11 protein-coding genes are annotated in these 14,483 nt (G+C 36.2%); 3 read left to right on the forward strand and 8 right to left on the reverse strand.

What is annotated here, in order from left to right; genetic code table 11:
• Nucleotides 1-70: 70 nt before the first annotated feature.
• Complete coding sequence (locus MKX73_RS06700; RefSeq protein ID WP_340716794.1) at nucleotides 71-1,339, reverse strand: OFA family MFS transporter; 1,269 nt, start codon at nucleotides 1,337-1,339, stop codon at nucleotides 71-73.
• A gap of 319 nt (nucleotides 1,340-1,658) precedes the next feature.
• On the reverse strand, nucleotides 1,659-2,402 hold the full coding sequence (locus MKX73_RS06705) for a DUF4230 domain-containing protein (RefSeq protein ID WP_340716795.1): 744 nt from the start codon (nucleotides 2,400-2,402) through the stop codon (nucleotides 1,659-1,661).
• Between the two features lie 199 nt (nucleotides 2,403-2,601).
• On the opposite strand from MKX73_RS06705, the gene MKX73_RS06710 reads away from it, so the two are divergent.
• The gene (locus MKX73_RS06710) at nucleotides 2,602-2,847 is read left to right on the forward strand and encodes a hypothetical protein (RefSeq protein WP_445783326.1); all 246 of its coding nucleotides are present in this window, start codon (nucleotides 2,602-2,604) and stop codon (nucleotides 2,845-2,847) included.
• A gap of 91 nt (nucleotides 2,848-2,938) precedes the next feature.
• Here MKX73_RS06710 and MKX73_RS06715 read toward each other — a convergent pair whose 3' ends face one another.
• From MKX73_RS06715 to MKX73_RS06735, 5 genes are all read right to left on the reverse strand, one after another.
• Nucleotides 2,939-3,529, reverse strand: coding sequence for a TetR/AcrR family transcriptional regulator (locus MKX73_RS06715; RefSeq protein ID WP_340716796.1), 591 nt, complete (start codon nucleotides 3,527-3,529; stop codon nucleotides 2,939-2,941).
• 287 nt (nucleotides 3,530-3,816) lie between these two features.
• Nucleotides 3,817-5,484, reverse strand: a complete 1,668-nt coding sequence (locus MKX73_RS06720; protein ID WP_340716797.1) for a sodium:solute symporter family protein — start codon at nucleotides 5,482-5,484, stop codon at nucleotides 3,817-3,819.
• A 16-nt stretch (nucleotides 5,485-5,500) separates the two neighbouring features.
• Nucleotides 5,501-5,803 (reverse strand): DUF4212 domain-containing protein, encoded by a 303-nt coding sequence (locus MKX73_RS06725; RefSeq protein WP_340716798.1) that lies wholly within the window; start codon nucleotides 5,801-5,803, stop codon nucleotides 5,501-5,503.
• A 618-nt stretch (nucleotides 5,804-6,421) separates the two neighbouring features.
• Nucleotides 6,422-8,218: a sulfatase-like hydrolase/transferase gene (locus MKX73_RS06730; protein WP_340716799.1), complete on the reverse strand. Its 1,797-nt coding sequence runs from the start codon at nucleotides 8,216-8,218 to the stop codon at nucleotides 6,422-6,424.
• Between the two features lie 181 nt (nucleotides 8,219-8,399).
• Nucleotides 8,400-9,968 (reverse strand): histidine kinase N-terminal 7TM domain-containing diguanylate cyclase, encoded by a 1,569-nt coding sequence (locus MKX73_RS06735; protein ID WP_340716800.1) that lies wholly within the window; start codon nucleotides 9,966-9,968, stop codon nucleotides 8,400-8,402.
• A gap of 359 nt (nucleotides 9,969-10,327) precedes the next feature.
• On the opposite strand from MKX73_RS06735, the gene MKX73_RS06740 reads away from it, so the two are divergent.
• A complete protein-coding gene (locus MKX73_RS06740; RefSeq protein WP_340716801.1) occupies nucleotides 10,328-11,734 on the forward strand; it encodes a VWA domain-containing protein in 1,407 nt (468 codons plus the stop codon).
• A 110-nt stretch (nucleotides 11,735-11,844) separates the two neighbouring features.
• Here MKX73_RS06740 and MKX73_RS06745 read toward each other — a convergent pair whose 3' ends face one another.
• Entirely contained in the window at nucleotides 11,845-12,636 is a 792-nt protein-coding gene (locus tag MKX73_RS06745; RefSeq protein ID WP_340716802.1) for a sensor domain-containing diguanylate cyclase, read from the reverse strand.
• A 547-nt stretch (nucleotides 12,637-13,183) separates the two neighbouring features.
• Between MKX73_RS06745 and MKX73_RS06750 the strand changes: the two genes are divergently transcribed.
• Nucleotides 13,184-14,437, forward strand: a complete 1,254-nt coding sequence (locus MKX73_RS06750; protein ID WP_340716803.1) for an MFS transporter — start codon at nucleotides 13,184-13,186, stop codon at nucleotides 14,435-14,437.
• Nucleotides 14,438-14,483 lie beyond the last annotated feature (46 nt).

The raw sequence follows: 14,483 nt of genomic DNA on the forward strand, positions 1-14,483 counted from the left end.
TGGAGCTTAAACTTAGCTTTTTTTATCCTTAAGAAAAAGGATGCCTTTTATCAAAGCACCCTTTCAAACTTTATCCAATTACTATTTCTTTTTTCTTATTAAACTCTTCATTTTCCAAGTTCACTTTTTCCGGTTTGACAACGAAGATACTAATTAAAGTCGCAATCGTGAACAAAGCGGCGATTACGTATAATACCATGTCATAGGATTGTGTTTTTTCAAGGATAATTGCACTTAGCTGATTGCCCGTCAAACCTGCAAAAGCCCATGCTGATAAAGCTAAACCATGTACAGTTGAAATACTGTCGATACCGAATCGGTCTGATAATAGCGGCGGTAAAGACGAGAAACCTCCACCGTAACCTGCATTTACAATACAAAGTAAGGCAATGATAAGAATCGCCATAGAATTATTTATTCCGTCAAATACAACCGTACATAAAATGATGCTAATAGAAGAAATGAAAATAATTTTGTAAATGGAGTTACGATCTTTCAGGCGATCTCCCCACGCAGAAAATGCAATTCGCCCACCTGCATTGAAAATGGCAGTGAGGGAACTAACTAAACCAATCGCTCCAAATCCAATGAAAGCCAAAATCCCTTTTTCCTGGGATATTAATGCCAAGCCACATGTAATATTAATATAGAACATTAGCCAAATACCGATAAATGTTTTATTCGTCAATACTTTTCTATAGCTGAAGCTATACATTGCAGTACTTTCTTCTTCATATCCTGCCGGTTTCTTTAAAATTAAGTGTCCGACAACCATCATTACTAAATAGATCGCCGCTAAAATATAAAACATTGTATAGATATTTGTAGGGTTTACTAACAGCCCTTCACTATTTCGATTGCCGAGTAACTTTTCCATTAACGGACTTGCAATAACTTTCGCTAACCCGAAGCCGGCAACAGCAAGGCCCGTTGCCAATCCCTTCTGTTCTTTAAACCAAAGCATCAGTGTTTTTACAGGTGTTAAATAGCCGATTCCAAGTCCAATCCCCATAACAACACCATATGAAATATAAATACCAATCAATGATTTTTGATAAATAAAGAAACCTGTTGCTGCCATACCTGCAACAAAAAATATTGCCGCAAGCAAGGATGACTTATGAATATCCTTTTCAACAAATTTTCCGCCAAATGCCGCAGACATACCAAGAACAAAAATAGCTATACTGAATGCCCATTCCACTTCACTGACAGGTTTTTCGACATAAGAGGCAATATCCCCCTTAAATAACGACCAGCAATAAACAGTACCAATACTACAGTGAATCAATAAAGCTGGAATGACCGCACGCATCCATTTATTTTCAAACTTACCCACTTCAAAACTCCTCATTATTCATTTATTCTAAAAACGAACTTTAATTAAAATAAAATAAAAATAGTTCGTATATTATTCATATTATTAATAATAATAAGTAATTTATAGAATAAATATTTTATTTTCACGAACATTAACAAAGTGATTATATAATAGTATTCACGATAATTGAATACTATTTTTTTGAATTCCGGAAATACTTCGCGAATTATTCGAATTATTCTGTGCTTAATTACATAAAAAAACAGTCTAATTAAAGTAATTAGACTGTTTGAGGCAGAAAATTTTACCAATTTATTTCAGTGAATATAATTAAAATCTATTTAAAAGATATTTTCACAGTATAGCCCAGATTTCTGAAAAAACCTGTGAGAACTTTCTCCGCACTTTTTTCTGCCGATTCCAACAAACCTGTTTCAATGACCTCATCTTTTATTTTTTTCTGTGCTTCCGCTGCCAGATCAAACCCTTCATCCCATTTCACTTCCCCACGGAATAATCCTTCATCCGAGAAAGTTTTGACATTTTCCATCTGAATAGCGGGATCCTGGATAAGCTTTGCACGTGGCAGAACGATCTCCAGCTCTTTGTCATCTTCATTGACTTTAATATCATCCGATGTTACTTCTTTAAGATCAACACCTGCAATGACTGTGGCGGGGACTATTAATAATAGTTCTCTTTTTGTGCCTGGGAAATTAACCGAAATATCATTACCGAACAGTTTATTATCTTCTTGCTCAATGATCACCTTCATATGGGCTTCAGCTGTTGCAAGCGTCGCTAATTCCTGGATCTGTTCTACAAATACAGTACTTTCTTTTTTTAATGTGTTACCGAAAAATAACCAAGTACCCCCGAATGTGATAAGGATAAGAAGCAATGCAATTAATAAAATCTTAAAACCCCAAAATTTAAATATAACTTTAAATATTGCTCCGGAAATATTGTTGGTTCCACTGCGCTGTCCTATAACCGCGGTGGCAGCACTTTCTTCCTCACCCTTTTTCAATTCCTGCAGTACTTGTTCAATTTGTGTCAATGCTTCATCTTTTTTACTCATGGCACCTCCCCCTCCCTTTATGTTGTTGAGGAAAATCATATTATAATTACCATATTTATACTTGAATATCATAACAAATAATAATTAAAAAAGGTTACTACGAGATATAACGGAGAATATGTAATCCTTTTCATAAAAACTGAAAAAATATGAGCAGCAAATCAATCAAAACGGTTTTCTATTTGTTCTGTCAGGGCGCATTTTGCCATTCCTTCCTACGAATTTGATCAACATCGTATCCGGCTTAAGCAAAATGAAAATATCTTATTTTATCTCAGCTACTACAATTGGCAACATGATTTATGGACTTGTACTAGCCTCTGTTTCCTATGGAATTGTCTCTGTCTCACATCAATATCGGCAACTATTTTATGTGATTATTGCAGTTGCCGCCATTATCGTTGCGGTCCGATTCATCAAAAAGCAGCGCACAAGCAATATTTAAAAAAGAAGGTATTGCACCTTCTTTTTTATTTTGATTATTAGCCTCTATATCGGCTGTACCGTATGCCCAGGCCATACCGTCTGTAGGAATGCTAAGTATTCTTCCTTTGAATAAAGGAGATTATATTAATATATAATGCTGTCATTTCTTCAGGGGTCTTGTCTAAATTATTTTGAACCCATTGTTCAATCAGTCCTAAAAAAGCAGATGTGATAAAGGCTAAGAAGTATTCCATCGGCACATTTAAATTTGCATTGAAGCTTTCATTTCCCTCCAGGTTTACACGCACTTTTTCTGAAAAGGCTGCTCTAAACCGAAGATGAAAACCCGCTCTTCCATGTTCACTTAAAAAGATTTTTAAAAGTGGTGCGTGCATTTTAATCGAATTAAATAAAGCGGAAGCTAATTGTTCCTGTTCTTTTTCGAACGTATGTACAGAAGAATAGTTCGATTGCAATTCATCAATATGATCCCCAAGTTCTTCGAATAGTTGGGCTTCAATCTGGTCCAGCAAATCAAACTTATCGATAAAGTGTAAATAGAACGTTCCCCGATTAATCTTGGCTGTTTTCGCAATATCCCTTACTGTAATTGACTCGAAAGTTTTCTTTTCCAGCATCTCCATAAAGGATTTTTGAATAAGCTCCTTTGTTCTGCGATTTTTTTCAGTATAAACGCTCAAAAAAGCACCCTCTTTCATCAAAATTGAACAATCTGTTTATTTTATTGATCGCTTTGAATTCTTATTAAATTATAAAACAAACAAATAATAATAAACAGCATGTTGAAATTTCAGAAAAAGATAAATTGGAGATTAAATAGAAAAAATTTAGCTTGGATGCCAATAAAAACTCCCCAATCGATAAACAGATTTTTGTAATTCATCTGTCTACCTGTTGGGGAGCATATCTTTATATTTTGGCTTCAATAAAATTTTGCTAAAAAACAATGGAACTGCGTCTTAATCTTTTACTCTTGTGATGATCCGTCATTTAAATAAACTTCACCTTCTTTATAAACCATCTGTTCTGGATAACGGAGGTTTATAACTGCATCTTGAAGTTCTTGAGAAGGAGCCCGTGTTGAAAGCGAAACAATAATATTAGTTGCGAAGGCTGCAATTGCTCCGAAAACACCGGCCCCAGTATCAATAATGCCTAATACCGTAAAGCCGCCATACTTAGCACTGAAAATATAAATAAGTGTTACCGCTAAGCCGACAAGCATACCTGCTATTGTTCCTTTTGCATTAGCACGCTTCCACCAGACACCTAAAACGAGTGCCGGGAAGAAAGTACCTGTTGCAAGTGCAAATGCCCATGCAACAATTTGGGTAATGGCACCAGGTGGGTTTAATGCAATAATCCCAGCTAATAGTGTTGCAACAACAATTGAAATACGTCCTATTAACAGGCGTTTTTGTTCAGATGCCTGTGGATTGATGATGCGGTAATAAATATCGTGTGCAAATGAAGAGGAAATAGAAATCATTAAACCACCAGCTGTAGATAAGGCAGCCGCCATTGCGCCTGCTGCCACGAGCCCAATAACAAATACACCTAGATTTGCAATTTCGGGTGTTGCCATTACGACAATATCGTTGGCAATTTGCAGTTCAAGCCACTGAAGAATACCATCACCATTCGCATCTGCTATTCCCAATTTTCCAGTATCAATCCATGATTGAGTCCAGGCAGGCAGTTCAGCAATTTTATTACCAGCAACTTCCGTCATTAATATAAAACGAGCAAAAGCTGCATAAGCTGGTGCACTAAAATATAAAAGCCCGATAAAAACTAATGCCCATGCACCTGACCAACGTGCTGCCTTCATAGTACCTACTGTATAAAAACGTACGATTACGTGCGGAAGTCCCGCTGTACCACACATTAGCGTGAACATAAGAGCTAAAAACTGCCACTTGGTTCCATTTGTAAATGGTGCAAAATACTCCGAAATACCGAGCTCCCGGTCGAGTTCACCCATTTTTGTTAAAATTTCGCCATAGGAAATCCATGGTAAGGGGTTACTAGTCAAATGTAGTGACATAAAAATAACAGGTACTAAATAGGCGATAATTAAAATGACGTATTGTGCAACTTGAGTCCAAGTAATACCTTTCATACCACCAAATGCAGCATAAAATGCGATGAGCACAACGCCGATCATTGTTCCTATTTTCGCATCAATTTCAAAGAGACGTCCGATTACTACACCAGAACCTGATAGCTGCCCGATTGAATACGTGAAGCTGATAATAATTGTACATAGAGCTGCTATAATTAGTGCTGCCTTACTATTGAAACGGTCTCCGATAAATTCAGGCACAGTATAGCGACCAAATTTACGAAGCTGTGGCGCGAGTAATATTGATAAAAATAAATAACCGCCAGTCCATCCCATAATATAAGCCAACCCGTCATAGCCAAGTAACATGATCGTACCAGCCATCCCGATAAAGGATGCTGCACTCATCCAGTCTGCCCCAATTGCCATACCGTTAAAAATTGGCGGTACTCCACGACCGGCAACATAAAAGTCCGATGTTTGTTTAGCAGTATTATAAACTGCTATCCAAATATATAAAGCAAATGTAGCTAATATAATCAACATTGAAACTATAAATTGAGTATCCATAAATTACCCCCTTCCATTAATGATTAATCATATTGTTTGAACCAATTTCTTCATTTCGCTCTTCACTGATCCCATACTTTTTATCAATTTTGTCCCCTACCATTGCATTTACAAACAGTAAAACAATGAAAGTAAATAAGGCTCCAATCCCCCCCATAAAATAGTGGAACGGGAATCCTAAAAACTGAACGTCGGTTAATGAGTCTGCAAACGCTACCATTACATAAGACACTAAAAACCAAATAGCAAAATAAATAGCCATGTACGTATTTTTCTCACGGAAATAGGCATCAGCAACTTTTTTGTCGATTTTTTTCATCTAGACCTTCTTTCTTCAAATTTTTAACGTAAATCAAAAATGAAAAGAATTGTTTCCTTTAAAGGAAGTGGTACTAAAATCACTTTAACAACCATTAAAATCATAAGTCCTATTACAGGAAAGGTGAGAGCGATGAAACGTTTTTTAATCAGTCCATAAGCAAGACAGCAAATGGAGAAAAGAATAATGAACAGAAGCAACAAATTCCCCCTATGTCTTTATGTTTTTTTTAATGTATGTCGAAAAAGTCCAGGATAAAACGACTATGGAATAAAAAAATCCAGTTGATTAGGGATTACTAAAATAGACCAGCAAAAAAATAAAACCATCTGGGACGATGGTAAATCAACGTTCCAGATGGTTTAAACTGTCCAATATGGGTTTTCATTCGAACTTAAACACAGAATACATAATTATTAAAGATTTCACGGTTTACTGTGTTATATTGGAATAGTAGTAAATGACCACATATTTTTGACATCAAAAATGTTAATTTAAGCTTATTAAATCAGCATTATTGGGTGCCAAACCCATTAGAGTTCTTCAGGAACAAAGAATTCTACCGCAGTATCTCCCCGTGAGATGCTGCTTTTTTTGTGTTTTAGAAGAAATTCCTTATCAATCTCCACTATTTTCTGCACACGAAACGGACCCATTCGTTGGTGTAAGCCTTTTTTGCTGCCGTTGTTCTTCCAGGAGACTCATCAATAATGATTCAATCATTCTTGTAACGATATTTGCATTTACAGGACTTGCAAGATTTTTTCTTTCAAGAGGATCTTTTGTGAGATTATACAGCTCAAATTGTTCAGGAACTGGAACGGTTTTCGTTACTACTTTTGATACAGAAACAGCAACATCGTCATTAATAGGCGTTTGCCCCTGAATTTCCGTTACTTGATCTTGTACGTCCGGATTACTCCAAAATTGCGGATTATCGAAGTATCTGGAAAATTTCCATAGCTCTCTTTCCCTATTTTGACCTGTTGGAAGATAAGCAATGACAGTTTCAATATGATTTGGCTGAACAACAGAATTATAAGGTTGGCCAGTAAGACTTACCTGGGATAATCCTCTCGTTACATCATCATCTGTCATAAAATAAAGCGGCTCATTTGCCCGCAGAAAAGTATCCTCTCCATGAAGAAGAGGCATCAAATTTCTGCCTACAGGCGGATGTACTTCAGTATGATTTTTTCTTATCTCCTGCTGAATTTTGTTTACGTCAATTTTAGCCAATCCTAACAGAGTTGGCAGGATATCTACATGACTCGTCAACATGTCCGTAATATGCCTGTTTGCAAACATTTTTGGACTATGAACGATAAATGGTACATGAATCGCTTCCTCGTATGCGTTATACCACTTTTGAAATAATCCCCCATGAGCACCTAATAAATCCCCATGGTCGGAAGTGAAAATTACAATTGTATTATCGTAAAATTTGCTGGATTTCAATGCACTGTATACTTTACCCATTTCCTGATCGACTTTTTTATGAAGAGAAAAGTAAAGCTGACGATAAAAAAGACTATCTCTTGTTGGTTGGAAAGCTTTGTGATAAGTCTCTTTGTAACTATGTTGTGCAGTAGGCTTTGTATCCAATAATTCGTCCGACGTAGGAGCAGGCGGAATAAATGGAACAGAAGGATCTACTTCAAAGTTGAATAATGGATGAAGTTCAGTTGTCTCCCCGAACAACGTAATATCATGCGGATTTAAAAAAGAAGATACTATCAGCCAAGGCTGGTCTTGATTATCACGGTCTGCTTCAAGTGAATGGATTAACTCAACTGCTTCCCTTGAATACACTTCATCGCGCCCGCTTGTTCCAATGGCAGCAGATGAAGCAGAATTACGAGGATTAGTTCCATGGGGTTCAGGACCAAGCCAGCCAGAAAAGCCATATTCATTTAGACGGTCGGATTCCAGGTAAAGCTTTTCTAGATTACGGTCAGGAATACCTGTATTTGAGTCGTAACTAGGCAATGCATTTTGAGTTCCAGGAATCAAAATATCCTGAGGGCTCACATGCCATTTTCCCTTCCAAAATGTGCGGTAGCCTGCCGCACGGAAATAGTCCCCAAAAGTAGGAGCTGTATTAGGATCTAACCAAAATACATCCGGTTCAAATGCAGAAGCGGCAGCCCCAGTTGTTTTAGTCACCCCATGTAATGATGGGTATTGCCCAGTATACAGTGTTGCTCTACTTGGTGAACAAGCCGTGCTGCCAATATAGTGGTTTAAAAACTCCATTCCATTTTCCCGTAATAATTCCTGTGTCTTCAGATTTTCCTTACGCCATTTCTTTAGTTCCTTATTTTCGTAAACTGTCGGAAATCGTTGTTCATCCACTATAAAGATAAGAAAATTTGGTTTTTTTTCCTGAATGTTCTCCTGTTTCTGTGATCTCAAATATCTTCCCCCTTACAAACATCAATGTTTAAAACATCTTATGTTTACAGGTTAGAAATTACCATACACATTTCGGGATATTATTTAGCAAGGCAATGTTGATACTTCGTTACCTAAACCGTATCTATTTACGGTAAAGGTATGCCGCAGTGAGTATAAACTGATTTTTGAATGGCATTCTCTACAATTCTTTCATCGAATAATGTTCTTTTGTATTCTTTTTGTCCTCATACATACGCGTATCACAAGTATGATATAGATGTTCATAATCTGAGCCCTCTTCCTTAACAAAAGCAATGCCCATACTTGGTACAACTTCAATTTCAATATTGTCCCGCTTATATAAGTTCATCTGGAATACATGACGTATCTCATTTATTTGCTTAAAAAACTTTTCCTTTGATTCAATTTGCTCAAAAAACATAATAAATTCATCGCCGCCTAAACGTGCTAGTATGTTAGGGACCGGCAAACATTCACGCCAGCAATCTGCCGCAAAAATTAATACTTTATCTCCTGTTAAATGACCGTATACATCATTAATTTCTTTAAAAAAGTTTAAATCACAGAGCATTAATGCAGCGTCTTTTTCTCTGGACTGTTCCAATTTCTTTTTAACTTCTTCTTCAAAATACGTCCGATTATATAATCCGGTTAATACATCGTGATGCGCTAAGTATTCATATTGTTTAGATTGCAAAAGTAAGCTTTCTTCATATTTGATAGATTCGGTAATATCATGTAATATAAACATTTTTCCAATTGGAAAATTATTACTTCCATTTACATATGAAAAATGGACATTATAATATTTTTCTCTCAGTTGCATTGATTGTGTTGACCCATTATCCATTTCAGCTTTATGTTCAATAAAACTCACTAATAGCGGAAAGTGAGATAGCACTTTTGCTGCAGGTTTACCAATCAGTTTATTATTTGGTATCTGCTCAAACAAATTATTAGCGGACTTATTGCAGATTTTTAAATTATTATCTGTATCAAAAATAATTACAGCATCATTTATAGATTCAAAAACTTTTTTCATAGCCAGAGGAGATAACTTCAGCATATTAAATTGATAAATTCCCCACAAATAAAATAAAGAAGAAAAAATAAGGCCAAATGGAGAAATATCGATTGGTATTTTAAGTGCATCCACCGAATGAATGAAAGGAAAACCAAATACAAATAATGAACCAATTAACATCAGGATAATTTGTTTTCTTCTCTCTTTATTTGCTTGAAAATACACATGAAGCAATAAAACGACACCAAATAGATGATAAATATAAACATAGAAAATATGTAAGTAAAATAACATGCCTCTGTCCAAATCAATAAGCGGAAATCCCTGAGAAAAATCTAATGTGGCGCTCTTATAAAATAAATGATGCCATTCATTTGTAAAGTGGGCAGTTAACGTGTAAATTGGACCCATTAATAATAATGCAATCGTTCTTTTTGTTAAGAACCTTTGCTTACCTGTAAATTGTAATGTCATGATTACCCAAATAAATGGAGCAAAGGGAATTCCTATATATTGAATATGGATCCAAAACATCATTTGATCCACAGTCGTACTTAAAAGTTGAAAAGCATATCCAAATGTATAAAAAAACGCAGTCAAGACACCCAAGCCATAACTTACCGAAATAGGAGTTTCTCTATTTTGCCAAGCATAATAAAGCAACATCATGTAGCAAAAAGTAAAAAGAAATAAAATGGATGAAAGTATAAAGTTATAGCTCATAATGTGTAATCCTCCGATAGAGTTTTTCAATAAATACTAAGTTATAAAGATAATGATAGAACTATTTCAAATTGAAAAATCCATTTTAATATATCTATTCGTAATATTATCATTCAGCATCTGATTTACAATATCATTTTGTTTGTTAGAAAATGACCAGCGCTCCTGTTATTGATGAAATATAAGTAAAACAAAACCTAAACTCTTGTCCATTTCATTTAGAAGTTTTTTCATAACACAATCCCTCTGCCCTATACTTTTCACATTTTAATAAAAAAAATGAAACCATTTACTTCGGATACCGTATAATTTAAATATCATCAGAAACTTTCAACTTACTCATGAAGGGAGAGAGCAACATGAAAATAAGATTAGGACCATTGGCCATGGCCATCGCAGCAACTATTTTCCTTACTGGCTGTCAGGAGGACGAAGAAGCAAAGACAGAGACAGTGACAAGCCCTTCTACAGAAAACGTAGTAACTGAGGACGAGGAAACGCCAGAAACGCTGGAAGTGGTAAGTGAGGAAGAAAGTATCCTTGCTGAACTGGAAGAGATGGATCTTCCAGAGATTCCTACAGTACCGCAAGATTATGTTCAACAAGGTGCGGGACTCTTAAACAACGAAACTATAGGGAATTCGGAAGAAGCCCATGCAAACTTCCTAAAATTATTTGGGGATGTATCCCCACTACCGGAGAACGCTACTCAGGAAGAACTGGAACTCTACTACCGCTATATTTATAATATAACGAGAATCAGCCTCCCTGACCCATCCAGTGTATTGGATGCGGCACAGTTTGATATGGAAGGGATGCCTGTAGCAGACCCCCGTTATAAATTCAAAGAGAATTATAATCTCGAAATCATTTTGGATGCTAGTGGTTCCATGCGCGCGGATGCAGGTGGGGAGACACGGATGGCTCAAGCGAAGCGAGAGATTCAGAACTTCCTTGCTTCTGCTCCGGAAGAGGCCAATGTTTCACTTCGAGTTTACGGACATAAAGGAACAGGTAATAGCTCTGATAAGGCGATGTCGTGTGGTGCCATTGAAGAAGTCTATGAGCGAGGCCCTTATGATGAAGCTGCTTTCCAACAAGCAATGAATCAGTTTGAGCCTGCTGGCTGGACACCTATTGCCGGTGCACTTGAATCTGCAGCAAAAAGTTTTGAGGGCTTAGATGGGGAGACTAACACCAACCTCATCTACCTAGTGAGTGATGGCATTGAAACATGTGATGGAGATCCTGTCACAGTAGCAAAAAGCTTTGCCGGAAGCAACATCTCCCCAATCATTAATGTAATTGGCTTTAATGCAGACTCCAAGGCACAGCAACAGCTAAAGGAAGTCGCAAAGGAAGCGAATGGAACGTACACTAACGTTCAAAACGCAGAAGGTCTTCGAAACGAATTCGAACGTACTGAAGAAATTCTTCAAAAATGGAAGCAGTGGAGCGTTGGAGCGATAAATGATAAAAACTGGAGAGACGTTCATGCTACAAATGACATTAATGAATTCAGCGTCGACTGGATGAATAACGTAAGAGCTCAAGTGACTTCTGAATATGTTGCAATCGATATACTTTTTGACGAAGAAATGATTACCTATGACCAATTGAGAGCCCTAAAGGATCTGGCCACTGCCAACTTTAAGCAAGGTCAGGAAGCCGGCAAGAATTTTTATGAGGAACTCAAGCAGATCAAAGAAGAAGGAATTGAAGGCATGGACCAGCTGATTAAAGAATCCCGTCCAGATGGAGAATAGGTTTACAATCAGTGTTAGGCATTCCAATATGCATTGCTGTTAATTTATACAAAAAGACCACTTAAAACTAGTACAACCCGTTTTAAGTGGTCTTTTAATAAACTGCTCTTCTATAATCTTAGCGTTAAGTTTCGTTTTTGATTTTTTTCTATATACATATTTTTATCTGCTTCTATATAAATGCTTTCCATTTCATTAAACGATTGATCCCTAAAAGCTTTGCCAATTGACATTTGAAGATGAATTCCATCACTTTCAACAGGGGAATGGTTAATTTTCTTTCGGAAATGATCAAATAGGAAGTCCAACTGTTCCCTAGATGTCTTTGGTAAAATAATGACAAATTCATCACCTCCCACTCGACAAATAATTGTGGTGTCAGAAAAGAAATCCGTTAAAAGCTTGGCTACTGCTTGTATAAGCTGATCGCCTTTTTTATGACCATATGTATCGTTTACAAATTTTAATTTATCAACATCGCATAAAATCATACCAATCGAAACATTTTCTAACTCATTATAATAATGGAGCATTTTATCAAAATAGCCACGATTATAAATATTAGTTAAGGCATCATGTGTGCTTTGATAATATAACTCTCGCTCCAGTTTTACTTTGTCATCTATATTACGCATAATACCTTGTATTGCAACGATTTTTCCATTTTCATAGATAGGCGTTGCATATTCTTCAAAATAATGATATATCCCATCTGTTCCTTTTAGACGTTGAATGATTCCCTCGTTATAGTCAATCTCCCCTGAAACTTTCGCTTCCATAATTGCTTTATCCTCTGGATGAATCATTTCAAAAGGTGTATTCGAATCCTTATTTAGCGCTTCTAATGTTCCTTTACCTAAAAAGAAATCTACAGAAGGACTAGTGTATATATGCTTATACACAGGCATTACCTGATAATAATAAATAACATCCTTGGACCTCTCCACTAGTTTTAAGGAAATATTATCTTTTAGAAATTTTGATTTTGATACTTTAAATAGACCCTATATGTTGCCAACCCAATTACTAACCCAACTAAAAATAAAATCATTACATAAGTCTCCTACCAGACATTTAAATCAGTTTAATTTTTCCTGTTATCCCTATTATAGTTATACAATTTTAAGTAATCCACTGCATAACCTAAACTCAATTTATAAGATATTTTTAACCTTTACGGACTGTTAACCTTTCAGTAAGTACCTTATCACATTCTATCTGTAAATTATCAGTTTTTGATGAAACATAAAAATAAACCACCAACTACAATAAAAATACTGTAATAGATGGTTTATTAAAAACGCACTTATTTGTGATACGGTTCACCGTGACTTTCCCTAAATGCACTTTTTAATGCTCTTTTGCTAACTCTGCATCCTTATCAATTCCAGAAATTCAATATCCTCCACTTAACTAAGTTAGGGTTTTTCAGGCAAACATATTCTTGGTATGATATTAAGGTTGTGTAATTACTATGTCACACAATTACATTCATCTAAGAAAGAGGTATTTATGCACTCCACAAAATTATCAAAGCAACATTGGTTGCTGATTTTAACACTTTCTTTATTAACATTTGTTCTCGGGACAAGTGAATTTGTTATTGTCGGAATTTTAACAGATATTTCTTCAAGTCTTAATATGACTAATGTAAAAGCCGGCACACTCGTTTCTGCGTTTGCAATTACATTTGCCATCGCTACACCACTGGTGATGTCAGTAACAAGTCATTTACCAAAGCGAAAATGGATGTTGTTTTTAATAGCATCTTTCATCATTTTAAATGCTTTGTGCATAATTTCGACAAGCTATATCATGCTCCTTATACTACGGATTATGACAGCGATTGTAACGGGAGTTTTAATCTCTCTAGCCATGATTGTAGCAAGTGAAACCATACCAATTAAAAAACGCGGACTTGCTATTTCATTCGTTTTCGGCGGTTTCACACTTGCAAATGTCGTTGGAGTACCAATTGGTATTGTTATTGCCGAAGATTACGGCTGGAATGCCACTTTCATGTTAACCACTTTCCTAGGGGCATTGGCGTTTTTGGCATCCTTTTTTGTCTTACCTCATAAACTCAGCCAAGTACGCAGTTCGATACGTGATCAGTTTTCTTTATTGACCAAGCCTCGTATATTGATGGCTTTTTTCATTCCTACACTCGGATTTGGCGCAACTTATGCAGTCTTTACATACCTTGTACCAATCTTGAAAGAAATGGGATCACCAAATAAGTCAATTAGTATAATCTTGTTTAGTTATGGGTTTATTTCGATTTTCAGCAATATCCTCGCCGGTAAAATTGCTAGCCGAAATGCAATCGGTCGCCTTCGGTTTGTTTTTCTCGTACAAGCAGTTGTGCTGACAAGTTTATTTTGGACTACCAATCATTTTGTTTTAGGATTAATAAATATTGGATTAATGTCGTTAATGGCTATCCTTTTAACAACATCTACCCAGCTATATTTAATTGATCTTGCAGGAATTTATCAGCCAAAAGCAACAGGACTCGCCGCTTCACTAATGCCAGTGGCAAGCAACGTAGGCATCGCTTTTGGTTCTGCATTAGGTGGATTTGTGTACCATCAGGGGAATTTAATGAATGTAGCTTGGGTCGGTGGGATAATTGCCGTCTGTGCAAGTCTCCTAACTTTCTTTAGCCATCAATTAGACCGAAAACAAAATACATCTGAATAGTTTTAGTAGAAAAACAGGCACAATCGCATGAAGCGAATGTGCCTGT

Origin of the sequence: Solibacillus sp. FSL W7-1436 (genome assembly GCF_038007305.1) — a bacterium.
In the GTDB taxonomy this organism is placed as follows: domain Bacteria; phylum Bacillota; class Bacilli; order Bacillales_A; family Planococcaceae; genus Solibacillus.